The sequence below is a fragment of the Streptococcus sp. SCPM-O-B-15294 (M123) genome (assembly GCF_058200455.1).
Genome location: NZ_JBYQGU010000005.1, coordinates 112,467 through 132,634 on the forward strand (window position 1 = coordinate 112,467; position 20,168 = coordinate 132,634).

Below are 20,168 nucleotides of genomic sequence, written 5' to 3' on the forward strand. Positions count from 1 at the left end.
GAGGAGTGGAGTTGAAACTTACTGAATATGAATTGGGGGAGTTGTTAATTTACGAACAACCTACTGCCTATATTGTTAATTCAACTGAATATAGTGATAGCTACAAAACTCCAGTTTTAACAGCCGGAAAGTCTTTTATCCTTGGATATACTAATGAAACTGATAATATCTTTGGTAAATTACCTGTAATTCTTTTTGATGATTTTACGACAGCTACTCAATTTGTTAATTTTAAATTTAAAGTAAAATCTTCAGCTATGAAGATTTTGAACGTAAACACTGAGTTAGTGAATCCTAAGTATATTTTCTATAGAATGCAGACTATTCAGTTTGACCACAGTACACATAAACGATATTGGATTCAGCAATATTCTAAATTAAAGGTACAGATTCCTCCTATTGTAGAACAAGAACGCATTGTTGCAAAGATTGAGGAACTATTCTCTGACCTTGATAATGCTGTGGAAACTTTGAAAGCGACAAAAGCACAGCTAAAGCTATACAAACAAGCTGTATTAAAGAGTGCTTTTTCTAGATGCATCGAATTAAAAAAAGCTGAAGATTTATGCTTCTTCATTACAAAAGGAACTACGCCCAAAAAAGCGGAGTTTCAACTTGAGGATAAGAGTATACCGTTCATAAAGGTATATAATTTAACTTTTGATGGAAGTTTAGATTTTACTATCGAACCAACATTTATTGCAAAATCTATTCATGAGACTTCATTAGGACGATCTATTGTTTATCCCGGAGATGTATTAATGAATATTGTTGGTCCACCTATGGGCAAAGTATCAATAGTTCCAAGTTCCTATGATGAGTGGAACATCAATCAGGCCATTGCACGTTTTAGATGCAAAGAGGAGTTAAATAATAGATATTTAGCATATTTTCTTATGTCTTCAGAAACTGTAGAAAAAATGAGTAAACAAACTAAAGCTACCGCGGGACAATTCAATTTAACTCTTGAAACATGTAGAAATATAGACATTCCTGTATGTTCAATAAATGAACAACTTAAAATTGTAGATAATCTTGATACGCAACTTACTGCATATAACAATATAGAGAAAACAGTAAATGATGCCTTGCAACAAGCTACTTCTATGCGTCAAAGCATACTGAAACAAGCCTTTGAAGGGAGACTCTAATAATGGCAACTGGAAATTCAAGCTCAATTATTTCTAAAGTTTGGGCGATGTGCAATCCCCTTCGAGATGACGGAGTAACTCACGGGGATTATTTGGAACAATTAACTTATCTGCTTTTTTTGAAGATGGCTGATGAGTATTCAAATCCACCATATAACCGAGATACTGGAGTTCCAGCTGGTTATACTTGGAAAGAGCTCAAAAATGCAAAGGGTGCAGAGTTAGAGACACAGTATAAAAGTACCTTGGAGGAACTTGGTGAGAAGCCAGGCATGCTCGGTCAAATATTCAAGGGAGCTACCAATAAAATCACAAATGCAGCTATCCTTTATCGCATCGTTCAGATGATTGATAATGAAACTTGGGTAGCTATGTCGAGTGATGTAAAAGGTGAAATATATGAAGGACTTTTGCAACGAAATGCGGAAGACCAAAAGAGTGGTGCAGGTCAATACTTTACACCACGTCCTGTTATCAATGCAATGGTCCGATGTGTAGCACCAGAGCCAATGAAAACTATTGCAGACCCATGTTGTGGTAGTGGTGGATTTTTCCTTGCTTCACAATCCTATATTTCTGACCCAAGTAATTATACGCTTGATCGAGAACAGAAAGAATTTTTGAAAGATAAGACATTCTATGGAAATGAAATTGTCGGTGCGACCTTCAAAACGGCTTTGATGAATTTATATTTACATAATATCGGTGACATCTATACAGAAGCGCCAGTAACCTTAGGAGATGCTTTGTTACTCGATCCAGGTTATCGTGTAGATTATGTCCTTACTAACCCACCATTTGGTAAAAAATCTTCACTTACTTTCACGAATGAAGACGGAGAGCAAGAAGAAGAAGAACTTATTTATAATCGTCAAGATTTTTGGACGAGAAGTTCCAATAAACAGCTGAACTTTATTCAGCATATCAACACGATTCTGAAGTCAACCGGTAAAGCAGCAGTTGTCTTACCTGATAATGTATTGTTTGAGGGTGGAGCAGGTGAAATTATCCGTAAAAAGTTGCTTGAAACAACTGATTTACATACTATTTTGAGATTGCCAACAGGTATCTTTTACCGTCCTGGTGTAAAAGCGAATGTTCTGTTTTTTGATAAGAAACCAGCAAGTCCAGAAGCTCAAACGAAAGAGGTTTGGGTATATGATTTGAGAACGAATGTACATTTTACACTTAAGAAAAATCCAATGACTGATGCCGATTTGCAAGATTTTATCCAATGCTATAATCCCTCTAATCGTCATAATCGGACTGAAACTTGGTCAGAAAGTAACCCTTATGGCCGTTTCAGGCGATTTAGCTTAGCTGAAATTATGTCTCGCGACAAGACAAGCTTGGATATCTTCTGGATTAAAGATAAGTCTCTAGCTGATCTAGATAATCTTCCATCACCAGATGAATTGGCAGGAGATATCATCGATAATTTACAGAGTGCTCTAGATAGCATTAAAGAGTTGCAAGCACAATTGGAGAATAATTAAGTTTAAAACTTACGAGCATTGCCGAGTATTTGGTGATGCTTTTTTCGAGTCATTATTTCTTTAAAAATGATATACTAAACATATAGAAAAGCGAATGTGGGCTTGAGCTGTTCTTGTTTTTACGCCTATCAAAATAAGAGAAGCAAACTTCCGCAAGGCAAAAGTGTTCTTAGAAAGTATAGGGTATGAAGTCGATCGGAGCTATTTTGGAAGTTAAGATGGCGAAGAGATTGTCTACAGAAAAATAGGCGGCGAAGATTGGCACTTCTTGTAGCACTTGGACCCATCCTTTTTAGAGATTGAAGATATAGAAGGATATGTGAAGGAAGAGCTGGAAGGCTTGATGTAAGGAATTGAAGAAAACCATAAAAGGAGGTATCTTATGCTTGGAGCAATAGTTGGAGACATTGTTGGTTCTGTTTACGAATGGAACAATATAAAAACGAAGGACTTTCCTTTATTTCGTGAGGACTGTTTTTTCACTGATGATACGGTTATGACCTGTGCTGTTGCTGAAGCCGTTATGAATGGTGGTCAGATGGATGATTTTATCGATGCTATGAAGAAGTATGGTAGGATGTATCCTGATGCTGATTATGGAGCTCGATTTGATACATGGATTAGGAGTGAGAATCGTGAGCCTTATAATAGCTTTGGAAATGGTTCTGCGATGCGCGTTTCTCCGTGCGCTTGGGTGATGGATGCCACAACAGCTGAGTTGCCGTCTGATGGGAAACGTCTGGTGCAACTTTCTGCAGAGGTGACGCATAACCATTTAGAAGGAATCAAAGGAGCAATGGCTACAGCGAATGCTATTTATATGTGCCGTTATTTCTTTGGTGATGGTGGTAGCGATACCTCTGCAGAGATTAAAAGACGCATCAAGGAACATATCGAGAAAGAGTATGGATATGACCTTTCTAAATCGCTAGATGAAATTCGTCCTGATTATCAGTTCAATGAGACATGTCAGGATACGGTTCCTCAGGCTATTATTGCCTTTCTTGAAAGTACAGACTTTGAAGATGCGATTCGAAATGCGATTTCTCTTGGTGGGGATAGTGATACTCTTGCTGCAATCACAGGAAGTATCGCCGAAGCAGCTTATGGAATTCCTGAGTGGATCAAAGACGAGGCCTTTAGCTATCTGGATGAGCCTTTGAAAGAGGTGCTTAGACGATGGGAAGAAACGATTGTAATAAAATAATAGATAGGCGTTATGCGGACCGATACTGAATGACGGAGGGTTATCGATGGTTATATTGGAATTGTATCAAGGTGATTATCAAAAGGATTTAGTCGCGTTTGATTCTTTAGAAGAGGGAAGAGCCTTTGTAGCGCAAATCCCGGGATATACTTTAGAAACAGAAGATGGGTTTGAAGTGGAGTATGTAAATCCTAAACACTTGCCGGATTATATGGAAATTGTCTTCAATGGAAATATTGTCCCTTTATCTAGATTTTCGTTTGAACCTGAAGAAAATGTCGAGATTATTTGGAAAGAGATTTCGAATCTATCCGTTACAAACGATAAAATGATCGAAGGAGCTACAAAAGTAGATGCTTATGTCGTTAATAACGATGAAGTCAAAGCCTATATCGAAGCAAGAGAAGCAAACTTCCGCAAGGTAAAAGCTTTCTTAGAAAGCAAAGGTTATGAAGCCGACAGAAGCTATTTCGGAAGTGAAGATGGCGAAGCAATTCTCTACAGAAAAAAAGACGCCAAAGTTTGGCACTTCTTATGTCACTTAGATCCAATGTTTGTAGAGATTGAGGATGTAGAAGAATACGTAAAAGAAATGCTGGAAGATACCTTGCAAGGAGATGAATAGGGTATTAAACACTTAAACCGATTTCTATGAACTGGCTATTACTAGTGATAGTATGCTTGAATGAACTGATACGGCAAGTCTGAACCCCTAGGTGCGTTGCAATACTCTTGCTAGTCTATAACCTTGAACCGAATGTCAAAATGAAAAGCCTTGCAATCAAGATATCTTCGATTGTATTTCTTTCATAAATCTCCTTCCCTTTTTGCGTTTTTAAATAAATGAAATATTTTCTTCAAGTTTTTCTGTCAGTTCTAAAAGGACTAGCACAAAAGACAATCTTTCCACTATTCAAAATGGCAATATGGTCACATAAAGAATAAAGCTAATATGTAATCATAAAAAAAGCCCTAAAGGGCTTTTTGTGTGTTGAATTTTAACGAAATAGAAAACGAATGAATAACTTTTGTCAATCAATCTTCAACTTCATTAAAGAACTCAAGATCTGGTTTGACATCTACTACAGCATGTAAAAAGAGGATTAATTGTTCATATTTTGCTGGTGTAACCATACCTAAATCGAACTCGAATTCTTTCTCTCCCTCTCTAGCAAGTAAGAAGAGATTCTTCGAACGTACCTTTCCGTTACGGACCCACTTGATTCGAACCCCGAGTGCCTGAATTTCATTGAGAAAGATAGGATTAACGAATCGTCCATATTCTGTATTGAAGATAGCTTCGCGGTAAAGGTAGAGTTGGTTCAGTTTATCGACAGCAGTCGCATTCTCTTTGAATAATTCCACGTTTTCTTCAAGTTCTGGATAGTGATTGAAGATATCCTGGTATTTTGCTTGCACTTTTTTTGGTGCGACTCGGATTAAATGGCCAAATCCAAGAATCATGGCTAAGAAGATAATACCGAATACGATTGAAAAGACAATCCCAACTGTATCGTTTTCTTGAAGAGCTCTCGGAAGGTTGAATGAGATAAAAATCATCCCAATGATACCGAAAAACAACCACATACCATAAATGGTGTATAAGCCTTTAATTTCTTTCTGCATAGGAACTCCGTATATTTATAATAGCTCTATTTTAGCAGAATAGAGCATTTTGTTCAATCAGAATTTGACTTGCAAACCTTTTTATAAAGTTGTATACTAGTAAATAATTTTATGTAATCGTTTGAATAAACTGGTAAATGATGAAAAGAATGTAAAGTAGGAGACAAGACAGATGGAATTAACAGCGATTTATCACCGGCCTGAATCGGAGTACGCCTATCTTTATAAAGATGGCCAGCTCCACATTCGTATCCGAACCAAGAAAGAGGATATCAAACGGATTGTCTTGCACTATGGGGATCCTTTTATTTTTATAGAGGATCTTTATGAGGCAACCAAGGAAATGAACAAGGTGACGACCGACGACCTCTTTGATTATTGGCAAGTGTCGGTATCTGTCCGCCATGCACGAATCCAGTACCTCTTTGAATTAGAGGACACAGCGGGAGAGAAGATCTTGTACGGAGACCGAGGTGTGGTAGCCTACACCAAGGAGAATCTGGACTTCGTCATGAACGGTTTTAAGCTTCCTTTTATCCATGAGAATGATGGGTGTGCTGTTCCGGATTGGGTGGCTCAGACAGTTTGGTATCAGATTTTTCCTGAGCGTTTTGCAAATGGGAATCCAGCTATTTCGCCAAAAGGCGTTCGCCCTTGGGATGCCTCTATTGCTCCTCAAGTATTGGATTTCTTTGGTGGAGATTTACAAGGGATCATCGATCATCTGGACTACTTGCAGGAGTTAGGGATCACAGGGCTTTACCTTTGCCCGATTTTTGAATCTCCAAGCAATCACAAGTACGATACCATTGACTATTTTGAAATTGATCGACATTTTGGTGATAAGGAGACCTTCCGCCAGCTAGTGAAAGAGGCCCATGCGCGTGGGATGAAGATTATGCTGGATGCTGTCTTTAACCATATTGGCTACGATTCACCCCAATGGCAGGATGTGCTCAAAAACGGAGAAGATTCGGTTTACAAGGACTGGTTCCATATTAAAGAGTTCCCTGTCTCCTCAGAAAATCTGTGGAATAGTCGCGACTTGTCTTACCATGCTTTTGCCTTTGCGGGCTATATGCCCAAGCTCAATACGGCTAATCCAGAGGTGAAGGACTATCTCTTGAAGGTTGCGACATACTGGATTGAAGAGTTTGATATCGATGCTTGGCGACTGGATGTGGCAAATGAAATCGACCATCAATTCTGGCGGGATTTTCGTAAGGCGGTCTTGGCCAAGAAGCCAGACCTCTATATTCTCGGGGAAATCTGGCATTCGTCCCAACCCTGGCTCAATGGCGATGAGTTTCATGCAGTGATGAATTACCCCCTCTCTGAAAGTATCAAAGATTATTTCCTGCGGGGGCATAAGGAGACGCAACGCTTCATTTGGGAGATCAATAGCCAGTCGATGTACTACAGGCAGCAGATCTCTGAGGTGATGTTTAATCTCTTGGACTCGCATGATACCGAGCGCATCCTGACGACGGCCAAAGGTGATCTTCGGTCCGTCAAGTCTGCTCTCGCCTTCCTCTATCTCCAACGCGGTACGCCATGTATTTATTATGGAACGGAGCTAGCCCTCATTGGTGGCCCCGATCAAGATTGCCGCCGTGTCATGCCATGGGAGCGCGTGTCAGCGGACAATGATATGCTGAACTTTATGAAGGACTTGATCCAGCTACGAAAAGAAGTAGTCGGCATGATTCAGTATGGCAAGGTTAGCTTGGAAGAAGTAGAGCCGGATGTGGTGGAAGTAAAATGGAAACATGAAGGTCAGGTGCTCAAAGCCTACTTTAACCACTCGAAGAAAGACTTTTTCTTAGAAAACGGACAGGCAGATCTAATCAGTCTTGGGAGCATTTCCTATGATCGATTGATCATTCAGCCAAATGGCTTTGTTATTTATAGAGAAGATCTGAGCAAATAATGCTAGATCGAATGAACGCATTTGTGTGCTATTTTCCGAAATCCTTTAGTTGTACTTTCCTCTACATAGGTGTATAATGTGTCCTTAGATAAACAAATGAGGGTTTACTATGGATTTAAAAGATTTTACAGAAAAAGAACAAGAACAAATCAAGCAAGGATTGAGCACGGCTGAGATTTCAGATAAGGAAGTGGCGAAGAAGTTGCTTGCTCTTGTTCCACAAGAATGGATTAAACGCATTCCTTTCTTTGTCAGAGGACATGCGACGACCAAGACAGTGGAGCGTGTAGCCAAGCAATACCCTGAACTCTATGCCGTTGCCAAGCGCCAAGGAGACCTTCCTGAAAAAGAACGGGAAGAATTGCGTGTCATTATGACGGAAGTCTTTGAAGAAAAGATGAACAAACATAAGATTAAATAAGATTTATTATTCATTGAAGAGCTGGACAGTTTTCCAGCTCTTTTTTTGCTACTTATAAAGTTTCCTCATTTCGTGAAAAATAGTTGGAGCAAAGCTAGTTTTAAACTATAATATAGGATAAGGAGATTCGATAGGAAAAAGAAAGGTATCATGTTACAAAACATCTTAGTATATAGAAAAGGAACCAGTTTATGAAACCATCTAAAAAAATCATGCTCCTTACTAGCTGTGCCTTGGCGATCTTTGCTTTAGCGGCTTGTGGGACCAACCAAAAGCAATCCAAGGAAAAGCAGGAGAGCTCCACTGTCAAAAAGGCCAGTTCAGACAAGGAGCACTACAAGGGAACTTACAGTAACCTCAATAGCAAGGCTAGTGTCGAAGAAGTGCGGACGCTCTTGTCTGCTTATTTGGATCAGGAAAGTGTAGACAAGTTTCTGGGTCTAGTAACGGACTATGATAACATCGTTGGATCTGTTGGCTTGACGGGTGACTTCAGCAAGTTCAAGAAAACAGACTACAATGTCGAGAAGATCAGTGACTTGTGGACCAAGCAGAAGGGCGATTTCGTCGGGACCAACTGCCGAATTAATAGCTATACCTTGCTGAAGAACCGCATCGAGATTCCTAATCAACAGGCGGATAGTGAACTCTTATTCGTGGACAATGATGCTATTGACAAAGGAAAGGTCTTCGATGAGGCAGACAAGGAAGCCTTTAACATTCTCTATTCACGAGTTCCGACAGAGGCTACAACGGATGTCAAGGTCCATGCTAAGAAGATGGAAGAGTATTTTTCTAATTTCAAATTTAATGAAAATGCCCGCATGCTTTCTGTCATCGTTCATGATAACCTAGATGGCAACACGCTTTTTGTCGGGCACGTCGGTGTCTTAGTTCCTGCCAAGGATGGCTATCTCTTTGTCGAAAAGCTGACCTTTGAAGAGCCCTATCAAGCGATCAAGTTTGCGACCAAGGAAGATGTCTACAAATACTTGGAGACCAAATACCAAGATTACACTGGTGAAGGTCTAGCTAAGCCCTTCATCATGGACAATGAAAAATGGGTTGAAACCAAATAGAATTTCCAGCTATTTGAGGTTGGAGTGAACTTCAGCTAAGGAAAGGATCTAAAGATGAATAAAAAACGAAGCTACTTTGCTCTAGCCCTTATTCTTATCGGTTTTCTATTAGTAGAATCAAGTATGTATGTCCTACCCTACATTGAAGGATTAAAAGATTTAGAACTAGTTGCTTTCGAATTTGGAATTCTTCTCTTAGTGGGTGTCATCATCTTATTAACAAAGACTAAAAAGAATACTGATTAAAGAGCAAACTTAAGCATAAAAATTAGAATTTTAGTAACAAAGGAAACTTTAGAAAAGTGAGGATAACAAATAATGAATCAAACAACGAAAGAAGTGTATACTCGTATCGTTCAGTTACTGACTGAGGACGGCTCTATCCATGATGCTATTGAAAATTGCTTAGAATCACCTTGGTCTTATTTTGAGGAAAATATTGATCGCTATGACGAGCGTGGAATTGACGAGGATGAAACAGAGGAAAACATTATTTGGCTTGGTATTGCAGATGAACTGCTCGATGCGAATGAAGCTGTTGAATTAGACTGGAATCCTGAATTAGAAGATTTTAGCTACTTCATGAAATCTCTGGCTGATAAGAAGAATCTTCAGATGGAAGATGATTGGTTTGATGAAGAGGACACTATTACGAATTGGTGCTCTATTCTCGATAGGAGATGGGAAATAGAAGGTTTCTGTGTAGGTGGAATAGACATTGATAGCGATAGTTACGTCCTATTTATTTGTAAAGTGGAGACGTTAAAAGAATTAAGAGAATGGAGCAATCGCATCGATCAGCGTATTGATCATGCAATGAATCTTTAAGGCAAAAAAGAGCGGGGAAAATACTGTTTAAGGACTGACATTACCAAGTAAAAATAGGAAGGAGAGCGAGAATGGCTAGTCATGCGATAGAGTTTGAAGGAATGCAACTATATGCTCCAATTCTATATGTGCTAGTTTTCTTGCTCATTTTCAATTTTTTCCTTATCCTGAGAAGAAGGGCAATCGCGAGACGTAGTGGTGGTCCCTTCTTTGCGCCCTTCCATATTAACCATGGAATCTTTTACATTCATGTGCCTTTGTGTTTCAGCCGTCGTATGATCCCATTGAAAGAGATGAAGCAGATAACCTACTTATTGCTCCGTGGTCGCGCTGGTGGTGGGAGTCGCTACGCTTTCTATATCGAACTCAGAAATGGGAAGACCATTCCCTTCTTTTTTGGTAAAAGTAAACAGAATGAACTGTTGGTTGAAAAACTCAAGCAAAATGCTGGTAAGTATGGGTTTAAAGTACATTTTCAACGCTAGAATACAATCACCTGAAGGAAACAAAACTAGGATTTGATTCTCTGTAAAAACGAAAGTGAGCAATTCTATGAACGATTCTATGAAAGAATATATCCACTTAAAAAAGCAGTTCCAAGCGCAAGATAAGGATTCATCCAGCGTGCTTGCTCTCTATGAATTTGCAGATCGGCTGACCTTACTGGAAACTCCAGAAGCTAAGCAGGTCTTGGTGGATGTTTACCAAGAGTTGGGATTATATGCCAGTGCCTATGCTCTCTTCTCAGAGTTAGTAGACAAGTCTGATCGCAAGCAAGTTAAGAAACTTTTTACCTTAGAAAAGATGAGTCTAAGTCATGGAGATCGCTTTGCTCTCCCTCGTCCCTTGACCGAAAAGGAAAAAGAGGCTCATAAGGAGAAAGTCAGTGGATTGCCAACCTTCCGCTATCATCCGGATCCACTAGCGACGGGTGCCTTTAAGGAAGGGGAGCCTAAGACCTGTCCTTCATGTGGGGAAGCCCACACCATCTATTATGCGTTGAGACCCTATTGTGTGAAGGAGCTAAGTCATCTCTGTCCGACTTGTATTGCTACTGGTCGTGCTGCCCAGAAGTTTGAAGCAGAGTTTATCCAAGATGCCGATTGGCAAGGGGTCATGGATAAGGAAAAAGACCAGGTCCTATTCTGTCAAACTCCTGGCTATAGTAGTTGGCAGGGCGAATATTGGCTCTCCTGTTGCCAAGACTACTGTGCTTATCTGGGGACAGTTGGCACTCGTGAACTGGAAGAAATGGGCATTGCTGAGCAAGTTTTGGAAGAATATGAGGCGCGTGATGAATTTCAGGATGTGGCTGAATACTTAGTCAAGGATGGTTCTATGTGTGGCTATCTCTTTCGATGTCTACACTGTGAACAATACCATCTTTGGGTCGATGCGGATTAGGAGTATGCTCCAAATCTAATAGAGTCATGAACTAGATGAAAGAATAGAAAAGGAATCACGAATGAGTAGAAAGCAAGCCCTATCTATGTATTTGTTAGGGACCTTTGGTCAAGTATTAGGTGTCAGCCTTCTGGTTTGGTTTTTAAGAGTAGGAGGAGTCAAGGTTGATTTTACATCACCAATGGGGATTATCGCTGTTATTGTAGGTGGGTTGTCATCAGCTTTGTGGGGCAGTCTTGCAAGCATTAGTTACCATCAATATAGTTTTAAACAGCTTGTCAGAGATTTTTTTCAAGTCAAAGACAGTTTAGCAAATTATTGTTTGGTACTTGTTTTCTTGCTACTCGATTTTTTCCCCTTTAGCTTTGGTGGCAAGATCACCACTCAATCGTTGGTCTTGCCAGTGGTGCTCTTTTTCAAAGCTCTTCTTTTTGGTGGGATTGAAGAAATTGGCTGGCGTTATTTCTTTCAACCAACTTTGGAGGAAAGAATACCTTATCTTTCAGCTACTTTGATCACCTTTTTAGCCTGGTCTAGTTGGCATCTTTTTTACTTTTACATTGATGGTTCTTTGGCTGTCATTCAATTGTTTCCGTTTCTAGTAGGTTTGCTGATTAACTGCTTTATCTTATCCGCCTTGTATCATAAAACGCAAAATTTATGGCTCTGTGTCATGACCCATGCCTGTATCAATTCCTTGTCTCAGATTCTAGTGAATGAAGAGGTATGGCTATCTATCGTCAGTAAAATTCTTATTATTAGTTTAGCAATCTGGATTGCAAGAAAGAAGTATGTAACTGTGAAGGAGGAAAAATGAGTAAATTTATTTCAAAACAATCAGTCGCTATCTGGTATGCACTGACTGCCCTCCTTGCTACATTTCTAGTAGGGCAAGTTATCCTTTGGTTTTTCCCAGATAGGAGTAGTATGGGGGCCTCACTACTGTTTATTCTAATGAACTGTATTCCCCTGATTGTGGCGGCTGTCTTTTCTCTTGTGTTGAGTGAAGTCAACTCCTTGGGTGAGTTTTTCAAAAAGGTCTTTCTTCAAAAAGAAAGTTCCCTGTCCTGGATTCTAGCTTTCTTCATCCCCGTCATCTATTATGGGATTTCCATCCTGCTTATGAACGTTCGCTTTACTGGGAACTCCCTCTTGGCCTTCTTCCTTTATTTCCCCTGGACCTTATTATATGGCGGTCTGGAAGAAGTCGGTTGGCGTTGGTTTTTACAAGATCATCTTTCCTTTAGCAAGTACTTTATATCTAAAATGATGCTTCTTTCAGTTGTCTGGTTCCTCTGGCATATCCCTATTTATCAACTCCCTTGGATTACAGCAGGTTCGTCCAACTATCTCATCTTTTACTTGATGATTTTAGGGAATACCTTCCTATTTGGAGCTCTCAAGGAGTACTCGAAAGGTGCTGTTCCTTGTATCCTCGCTCACATGCTGATTGATAGTCTGGCTGTCCTAATGCTGGTTCAGAGTTCTATTACTCAGATTATCCTTCTGGTTATTTTCGAAATCCTAGTATCCTCTTGGTTAGTGGCTATACGAAAATCATAAAAAAGCCTTCAATCTCTCATCCAATTTCGGTGAGAGGTTTTTTATTTGGTGATAAAATCAAACCTTTTTAGCTAATGACACATTCCATCATATAGGAGTCTGTAAAATGATATAATTAGTTTAACGAAGAACTCAGAGATAGGATTATCAATCATTTAAAGAGAAAAGGCCATGCAAAAAACTTTTCAGTTATTGAGAAGAGGTGATATAGAGGCTGTCCGTCAGATATTGGATAGAAAGCCTGAAGAAGTCAATGCTGTTTCGGGTGACAAACCCAAAAGAGATCAAGGGCAATCCCTTCTTCAAGTCGCTATCAAATCGGGACATCTAGATATTGCAAACTTACTCATTGATAGAGGGGCTGATCTTAACTTTATTGAAGAGCCGACAGAGCTGAATCCATTTTGTCAACCAGTCATCCAAACAGCCGGTGGAAGAGCTGTATTTGACTGTAGGCGCATGATCAAACGTTGGAATAGCCAATATGAAATGTATTCGTCTAAGGAAAAGGCGGACCAGTCTTTCAAGGTTTTCGAGAAAATGTTGGAACTTGGGGCAGATATCTCTCAGAAGAATAGTCATGGGGGAACCTTATTACAAACTATCTTAATAGAAACCAAAGAAGTTCTGCCATCTTATTCTTGGAAAACAAAAGAAACAAGAGATAATGTCCTCATTACGGATGAATTACGTCATGATTTAAATCGTATTTATGATCTCCTGATTCGTTACGGTGTGACTTCGGACGAAATTTCTGCCTATTATAAGATCCCTCTCAAAGAACTTTACCAGGACAGCCCAACCATGGAATTCTTAAATCGCTTAGATCAGAGCAGATCTTGATAAGCATTTGAACTACTAGTTAAAAGAGCCTTAGGGCTCTTTTTGTTTATTATAATGAGGATAGAAACAGATTGTTTTTTCTTTTGGGCAAATTATGGTACTCTAAAGATAGAATAATGGAAGGGTTTTCTGAAAATGCATTTAGCTGATTTAATGGAAAAAAGTGAGGGTGGACAGTTTTTAATCTTGTCACATCTGCAACAGCATTCCCTAAGTAGTCTGTCAGAAGTGATGGCTGAGACGGAATTTTCCAAAGCAACCTTGAACAAATATCTCGCACTGATCAATGACAAGGCCAAAGAGAATCAGCTGGCCCTTTCCATTGAACTAGAAGATGAAAATCTTCGCCTTCTTGTGGGTTCGGATACCAAGGGGCGTGACATTCGACGGGCTTTTTTGGACAATTCGATCAAGTACCAACTATTGATTTATTTGCTTTATCAGGGCCAGTTTCAAGCCCAGCAACTAGCTCAGGAACTCTTGATTAGTGAAGCCACACTAGGGCGTCATATTTCTGGCTTGAATAAATTATTAACTGAGTTCTCTATTTCAATTCAAAATGGGCGCCTCAAGGGACCTGAACATAAAATTCGTTATTTTTATTTTGGCTTGCTACGAAAGGTTTGGGCTAGTGCAGACTGGAAACAAGAACTTGCCAAGAAAGAAAGGCAAACCGAAATTGAAACCCTAGAAGAGCTCTGTGGTGCCCAGTTGTCTCAAGGCCAACGCTTGGATTTTGTTCTCTGGTCCCACATTAGCCAGCAACGACTTAAGATCAATGCCTGTCAGTTTCAAGAAATTGAACAGAAGATGAAGGGCTATACGGACAACATTTTTTACCAACGCTTATTTCGTCGGGTAAACCAGCTCTTTTCTGGGAAACACATCGCTCTTAGCCATGAAGATGGAGAGATGTTAGTCCTCTTTGCTTTCCTTGTCACCCATCGGATCCTCCCGCTTCATACTATGGAGTACATCTTAGGCTTTGGGGGAGAGATTGGTAATTTGACAACGCAACTCATTCAAGAGATGAAAACGCAGAAGTTATTAGGGGATTATATCGAAGGCCCTGTGACCTATGAATTAAGCCAAATTTGTGGACAGGTATATCTTTTTACAGGCTACCTTCTTCAAGACAAGTATAAGTACCAACTTGAAAGCCACAATCCTTATGTCTTTAGTAGTCATGATTATAGAGAAGTAGCAGACACTATCTTTAGCAAACTTCCAATCTTTTGCCAAGGGACAGCACTGGATAAAAAAATAAAGTGGGAGTGGCTCCAGTTAATGGATTATATCGCAGAAAATAGTGGGAGACAAATTAAGATCGGCTTAGACTTAACAGTGGGCTATTTAGGCTATACACGGATGACAGAAGTCCTCAAGCGCTACTTAGAGTACAATCGTTTTATTACCATTGAAGCCTTTGATCCAGCTTCAGATTACGATTTGATCGTGACCAACAATCCGATTAGCCTTACCCAGCGGATTCCTGTCTATTATTTAAAATATGATTTAGATATGATCGATCTAGCCAATATTCGCCAGATGATCTACCAAGAAGAAGGTTAATAAAGCTATTCAATGCTTAATGAGACTTTTACGATATTATTGAGCTGAATTAGTAGTAATTAAAAATTTGAGGTTAGGCAGAACAAATTCTAAACGAATTGTTCTGCCTGGCTTTTTTATTAGATTTTTCTAAAAATTTCATTTTTTCTAAGTCTTAGAAATCCTTATGAAATAAGGGTTCTGAACCCATCTACTCAAATTTTTTAAAATTCTTAAAAAAATTGATGATCATGAAAGCGGTTTATTTTGTATACTAGAAAATGTAAGGAGTACGTCTCCTAAAGAATATTTCTTTTTCCCAGGAGGACAGTTCATGTCACAAGAAAAATACATTATGGCAATTGACCAAGGAACAACAAGTTCAAGAGCCATCATTTTCAATAAAAAAGGAGAAAAAGTAAGCTCTAGTCAAAAAGAGTTCACGCAAATTTTCCCTCAAGCTGGTTGGGTTGAACACAATCCAAATGAAATCTGGAACTCTGTTCAGTCTGTTATCGCTGGTGCCTTTATCGAGAGTGGCATCAAACCAGGACAAATCGAAGCTATCGGAATTACCAACCAACGGGAAACAACCGTTGTTTGGGATAAGAATACTGGACTTCCAATCTACAATGCCATTGTCTGGCAGTCTCGCCAAACTGCTCCTTTAGCTGAACAGCTTAAGAGCCAAGGGTATGTCGAAAAATTCCACCAAAAAACAGGTTTGGTCATTGATGCCTACTTCTCAGCAACTAAGATTCGCTGGATCTTGGACCATGTAGAAGGAGCACAAGAACGGGCTGAAAAAGGAGAATTGCTTTTCGGAACCATCGATACTTGGTTGGTTTGGAAGTTGACAGACGGAGCTTCTCACGTAACAGACTATTCAAATGCTGCTCGTACCATGCTCTACAATATTAAAGACCTAAAATGGGATGATGAGATTTTGGAAGTCCTCAATATTCCTAAGGCTATGCTTCCAGAAGTGCGTTCAAACTCTGAAATCTATGGAAAAACAGCTCCTTTCCATTTCTACGGTGGAGAAGTTCCTATCTCTGGTATGGCGGGTGACCAACAAGCGGCCCTCTTTGGACAGTTGGCCTTCGAACCAGGTATGGTCAAGAATACTTACGGTACTGGATCTTTCATCATCATGAATACAGGTGAAGAGATGCAGCTATCTGAAAATAACTTGCTAACTACCATTGGATATGGAATTAACGGGAAAGTATACTATGCCTTAGAAGGATCCATCTTTATCGCGGGTAGTGCCATTCAATGGCTTCGTGATGGTCTTCGTATGGTGGAAAACTCACCTGAATCTGAAAAATATGCGCGTGATTCTCACAACAATGATGAAGTTTATGTGGTACCGGCCTTCACAGGTCTAGGAGCACCATACTGGAATCAAAATGCTCGTGGTTCTGTCTTTGGCTTGACTCGTGGAACAACCAAAGAAGACTTTATTAAGGCGACTCTTCAATCCATTGCTTACCAAGTACGGGATATCATCGATACTATGCAGGTTGATGCTAAGACGGCTATTCAAGTCCTTAAAGTGGACGGTGGAGCAGCTATGAATAACTTCTTGATGCAGTTCCAAGCGGATATTCTTGGTATTGATATCGCTCGTGCTAAAAACTTGGAAACAACAGCTTTGGGGGCAGCCTTCCTTGCTGGCCTGTCAGTCGGCTACTGGAAAGACCTAGATGAATTGAAAGAACTCAATGCAACTGGTGAACTCTTCGAGCCTTCTATGAACGAATCTCGTAAAGAACAACTCTACAAGGGATGGAAGAAAGCTGTTAAAGCTACCCAACTCTTTGCAGAAATTGAAGACTAGTCAAGACTTCAGTAGGATAGAAAGTGAAGAATTATGGAATTTTCAAAGAAAACTCGTGAATTATCGATTAAGAAAATGCAAGAACGCACCCTGGATCTTTTGATTATCGGGGGAGGGATCACAGGTGCTGGGGTAGCCTTGCAGGCAGCAGCAAGTGGTCTTGAAACAGGTTTGATTGAAATGCAGGACTTTGCGGAAGGGACATCAAGCCGTTCAACAAAATTGGTCCACGGTGGACTTCGTTACCTCAAACAATTTGACGTAGAAGTGGTATCAGATACGGTATCAGAACGTGCAGTGGTCCAACAAATTGCTCCTCATATTCCAAAACCAGACCCAATGCTCTTACCAGTCTATGATGAAGATGGGGCAACTTTTAGCCTCTTCCGTCTCAAGGTAGCCATGGACCTCTATGATCTCTTGGCAGGTGTCAGCAATACACCAGCTGCCAACAAGGTCTTGACCAAGGAAGAAGTGTTGGCTCGTGAGCCTGAGTTGAAACAAGAAGGTCTTGTCGGTGGTGGGGTATATCTAGACTTCCGTAACAACGATGCTCGTTTGGTGATTGAAAATATCAAACGTGCCAACCAAGATGGGGCTCTCATCGCCAACCATGTAAAAGCAGAAGGATTCCTCTTTGATGAATCTGGCAAGATTACAGGTGTAGTGGCGCGTGATCTCTTGACTGATGAAGTCTTTGAAATCAAGGCTCGTTTGGTGATTAATACAACTGGACCTTGGAGCGATAAGGTGCGTAACCTCTCAAATAATAGAGAGCAGCATTCACAAATGCGTCCAACCAAGGGTGTTCACTTGGTCGTAGATTCAAGCAAGATCAAAGTTTCTCAACCAGTCTACTTTGATACTGGTCTTGGAGATGGTCGGATGGTCTTCGTCTTGCCACGTGAAAACAAAACTTACTTCGGAACGACTGACACGGACTACACTGGCGACTTAGAGCATCCAACAGTAACTCAAGAAGATGTCGACTACTTGTTAGGAATCGTGAATAACCGCTTCCCAGAAGCTCACATCACCATCGATGATATCGAAAGTAGCTGGGCTGGTCTTCGTCCGTTGATCTCAGGAAACAGTGCTTCTGACTACAATGGTGGAAACAACGGCACTATCAGTGATGAAAGCTTTAATGCTTTGATTGCAACAGTTGAAGGCTATCTTTCTAAAGAAAAATCGCGTGAAGATGTTGAATCAGCAATCAGCCACTTGGAAGGTAGCACTTCTGAAAAACATTTGGATCCATCTGCTGTTTCTCGTGGATCAAGCTTAGACCGCGATGACAATGGTCTTTTGACTCTGGCTGGTGGGAAGATTACAGACTACCGCAAGATGGCTGAAGGAGCTATGGAACGTGTCTTGACCATACTTAAGGAAGAGTTCGACCGTCAGTTCAAATTAATCAACTCTAAGACCTATCCAGTATCAGGTGGAGAAATTAACCCAACTAACGTGGATTCTGAAATTGAAGCCTTTGCTCAACTCGGCGTGTCTCGTGGATTGGACAGCAAGGAAGCTCACTACCTAGCTAACCTATACGGTTCTAATGCACCTAAGGTCTTCGCCCTTGCTCATAGCGTGGAACAAGCACCTGGATTGAGCCTAGCAGATACCTTGTCACTTCACTATGCAATGCGCAATGAATTGGCTCTTAGCCCTGTTGACTTCCTTCTTCGTCGGACGAACCACATGCTCTTCATGCGCGATAGTTTAGATGCGATGATCGAACCTGTTTTGGATGAAATGGGCCGCTTCTATGAATGGTCAGAAGAAGAAAAAGCTGGCTACCGAAAAGATTTGCAAGTTGCTTTGGAAAACAATGACTTGACAGCATTAAAAAATTAAGAAAAACAAAAAAGGGGTTGGAAAGAAGAATATCTAACCGGCCCTTCTTTTTGATGGAGAATAACGTATATGAAAGAAATATTTGGTGAATTTTTAGGAACTCTAATCCTGATTCTATTAGGGAATGGGGTCGTAGCAGGAGTGGTTCTTCCAAAAACAAAAAGCCACAACTCCGGTTGGATTGTCATTACCCTTGGTTGGGGGATTGCAGTTGCAGTGGCAGCCTTTATCTCTGGTAAGTTAAGTCCGGCACATTTGAATCCAGCGGTGACAATTGGGGTCGCTCTTAATGGTGGACTAGCTTGGGCATCTGTGATTCCTTATATCATCGCTCAATTCGCTGGAGCCATGGTAGGGCAAGTCCTTGTCTGGTTACAGTTCAAACCGCATTACCTAGCAGAAGAAAATCCTGGAAATATCCTTGCAACCTTCAGTACAGGTCCAGCTATTAAGGATACTACTTCAAACGTCATCAGTGAAATCCTTGGAACCTTTGTCTTGCTTCTGACTATCTTTGCACTTGGTCTTTATGACCTTCAAGCAGGACTTGGTACTTTTGCCGTTGGTACCTTGATCGTAGGGATTGGTTTGTCTCTCGGTGGAACTACAGGTTACGCTCTTAACCCAGCTCGTGACCTAGGCCCTCGAATCATGCACAGCCTCCTTCCTATTCCTAACAAAGGAGATGGTGACTGGGGTTACGCTTGGATCCCAGTAGTTGGTCCAATCATCGGTGCAGTACTTGCAGTAGCAGTCTTTAAAATGTTTTAAAAAAATGAAAGAGGCTGGGACAAAAGTCCTAGCCTCTCAATTGTCTTTGGATTGTCGAGCAAGACGCAGTGGTTGAGTGAGCTCTACTACGCTGATTTCATCAGCTTTTACAGCCCTACTCAACTGTGCGGAGGTGGGACGACGAAATCGAATTCTAACGAATTACCGATTTCTGTCCCACTCTCATTTAAAATACTGTATTAGCTAAAGAGAGCTTTGTACGTTCTAACTTAAAACAAGCTATAAGAAATGTAAAACGCAATAAAGAAAATAATGATCGCAATAATGTATTGAACTGGCTTAGGTAGGTTATTCAATTTATCCATGAATTTTTTCATTGTTTGACCTTCTTATTGTTTGATTTTCTTATAATTAGTGTAGCATGAGATAAGGCTCAAAACAATAGGTAATATGAGTGTTTTTGTCAAGATATAAAACCCTTTTCAAAATTATTTTGATCAGTTAATTTATTACTAAATAAAGATAAGATAGATTGTGAATAACTTTAGAAAATAACAGGCCAGAATTTGACACTTTTTTCACAAAGGAGTATACTGTTAGCATAGTTTTGGAAGGAACTTATGATAGATTCACC

Annotated in this window: 19 protein-coding genes and 1 pseudogene; 19 read left to right on the forward strand and 1 reads right to left on the reverse strand. The window is 40.2% G+C overall.

The window, feature by feature from the left end; translation table 11 throughout:
* Window positions 1-11: 11 nt before the first annotated feature.
* The 5 genes and pseudogenes from AC3E8G_RS05070 (at window position 12) to AC3E8G_RS05090 (ending at window position 4,479) form a co-directional block, all read left to right on the forward strand.
* Window positions 12-1,151, forward strand: a complete 1,140-nt coding sequence (locus AC3E8G_RS05070; RefSeq protein WP_490677175.1) for a restriction endonuclease subunit S — start codon at window positions 12-14, stop codon at window positions 1,149-1,151.
* Between the two features lie 2 nt (window positions 1,152-1,153).
* Window positions 1,154-2,647, forward strand: coding sequence for a class I SAM-dependent DNA methyltransferase (locus tag AC3E8G_RS05075; protein ID WP_490677176.1), 1,494 nt, complete (start codon window positions 1,154-1,156; stop codon window positions 2,645-2,647).
* 127 nt (window positions 2,648-2,774) lie between these two features.
* Window positions 2,775-2,996 (forward strand): annotated as a pseudogene (locus tag AC3E8G_RS05080) (hypothetical protein); the annotation flags it as partial.
* Window positions 2,997-3,029: 33 nt separating this feature from the next.
* Complete coding sequence (locus tag AC3E8G_RS05085) at window positions 3,030-3,854, forward strand: ADP-ribosylglycohydrolase family protein (protein ID WP_490677177.1); 825 nt, start codon at window positions 3,030-3,032, stop codon at window positions 3,852-3,854.
* 46 nt (window positions 3,855-3,900) lie between these two features.
* Window positions 3,901-4,479, forward strand: a complete 579-nt coding sequence (locus tag AC3E8G_RS05090) for a hypothetical protein (RefSeq protein WP_490677178.1) — start codon at window positions 3,901-3,903, stop codon at window positions 4,477-4,479.
* Window positions 4,480-4,889: 410 nt separating this feature from the next.
* Here the strand turns inward: AC3E8G_RS05090 and AC3E8G_RS05095 are convergent, their stop codons facing one another.
* Entirely contained in the window at window positions 4,890-5,480 is a 591-nt protein-coding gene (locus tag AC3E8G_RS05095) for a hypothetical protein (protein WP_490677179.1), read from the reverse strand.
* Window positions 5,481-5,652: 172 nt separating this feature from the next.
* Here AC3E8G_RS05095 and AC3E8G_RS05100 point away from each other — a divergent pair, with 172 nt between their 5' ends.
* From AC3E8G_RS05100 to AC3E8G_RS05165, 14 genes are all read left to right on the forward strand, one after another.
* Window positions 5,653-7,410: a glycoside hydrolase family 13 protein gene (locus AC3E8G_RS05100; protein ID WP_490677180.1), complete on the forward strand. Its 1,758-nt coding sequence runs from the start codon at window positions 5,653-5,655 to the stop codon at window positions 7,408-7,410.
* Between the two features lie 109 nt (window positions 7,411-7,519).
* Window positions 7,520-7,831, forward strand: a complete 312-nt coding sequence (locus tag AC3E8G_RS05105; RefSeq protein ID WP_233331416.1) for a hypothetical protein — start codon at window positions 7,520-7,522, stop codon at window positions 7,829-7,831.
* Window positions 7,832-8,022: 191 nt separating this feature from the next.
* Complete coding sequence (locus AC3E8G_RS05110; RefSeq protein WP_414285865.1) at window positions 8,023-8,910, forward strand: DUF4300 family protein; 888 nt, start codon at window positions 8,023-8,025, stop codon at window positions 8,908-8,910.
* A 54-nt stretch (window positions 8,911-8,964) separates the two neighbouring features.
* A complete protein-coding gene (locus tag AC3E8G_RS05115) occupies window positions 8,965-9,156 on the forward strand; it encodes a hypothetical protein (RefSeq protein WP_414285866.1) in 192 nt (63 codons plus the stop codon).
* 72 nt (window positions 9,157-9,228) lie between these two features.
* The gene (locus tag AC3E8G_RS05120) at window positions 9,229-9,738 is read left to right on the forward strand and encodes a DUF6630 family protein (RefSeq protein ID WP_414285867.1); all 510 of its coding nucleotides are present in this window, start codon (window positions 9,229-9,231) and stop codon (window positions 9,736-9,738) included.
* A 71-nt stretch (window positions 9,739-9,809) separates the two neighbouring features.
* On the forward strand, window positions 9,810-10,223 hold the full coding sequence (locus tag AC3E8G_RS05125) for a hypothetical protein (RefSeq protein ID WP_414285868.1): 414 nt from the start codon (window positions 9,810-9,812) through the stop codon (window positions 10,221-10,223).
* 67 nt (window positions 10,224-10,290) lie between these two features.
* Window positions 10,291-11,142, forward strand: a complete 852-nt coding sequence (locus AC3E8G_RS05130; RefSeq protein ID WP_414285869.1) for a CbrC family protein — start codon at window positions 10,291-10,293, stop codon at window positions 11,140-11,142.
* Between the two features lie 61 nt (window positions 11,143-11,203).
* Complete coding sequence (locus tag AC3E8G_RS05135; RefSeq protein WP_414285870.1) at window positions 11,204-11,959, forward strand: CPBP family intramembrane glutamic endopeptidase; 756 nt, start codon at window positions 11,204-11,206, stop codon at window positions 11,957-11,959.
* Window positions 11,956-12,705, forward strand: a complete 750-nt coding sequence (locus AC3E8G_RS05140) for a CPBP family glutamic-type intramembrane protease (RefSeq protein ID WP_414285871.1) — start codon at window positions 11,956-11,958, stop codon at window positions 12,703-12,705. Before AC3E8G_RS05135 ends, AC3E8G_RS05140 begins: the two co-directional genes overlap by 4 nt.
* A gap of 171 nt (window positions 12,706-12,876) precedes the next feature.
* Window positions 12,877-13,548 (forward strand): ankyrin repeat domain-containing protein, encoded by a 672-nt coding sequence (locus tag AC3E8G_RS05145; protein WP_414285872.1) that lies wholly within the window; start codon window positions 12,877-12,879, stop codon window positions 13,546-13,548.
* Window positions 13,549-13,683: 135 nt separating this feature from the next.
* The gene (locus tag AC3E8G_RS05150) at window positions 13,684-15,120 is read left to right on the forward strand and encodes an AcpB/EbpR/MafR family transcriptional regulator (protein WP_414285873.1); all 1,437 of its coding nucleotides are present in this window, start codon (window positions 13,684-13,686) and stop codon (window positions 15,118-15,120) included.
* Window positions 15,121-15,433: 313 nt separating this feature from the next.
* Window positions 15,434-16,942, forward strand: coding sequence for a glycerol kinase GlpK (glpK, locus tag AC3E8G_RS05155; RefSeq protein ID WP_023023551.1), 1,509 nt, complete (start codon window positions 15,434-15,436; stop codon window positions 16,940-16,942).
* Window positions 16,943-16,975: 33 nt separating this feature from the next.
* Window positions 16,976-18,802: a type 1 glycerol-3-phosphate oxidase gene (gene glpO / locus AC3E8G_RS05160; RefSeq protein WP_414285874.1), complete on the forward strand. Its 1,827-nt coding sequence runs from the start codon at window positions 16,976-16,978 to the stop codon at window positions 18,800-18,802.
* A 69-nt stretch (window positions 18,803-18,871) separates the two neighbouring features.
* Window positions 18,872-19,573 (forward strand): MIP/aquaporin family protein, encoded by a 702-nt coding sequence (locus tag AC3E8G_RS05165; protein WP_125826309.1) that lies wholly within the window; start codon window positions 18,872-18,874, stop codon window positions 19,571-19,573.
* Window positions 19,574-20,168: the final 595 nt, after the last annotated feature.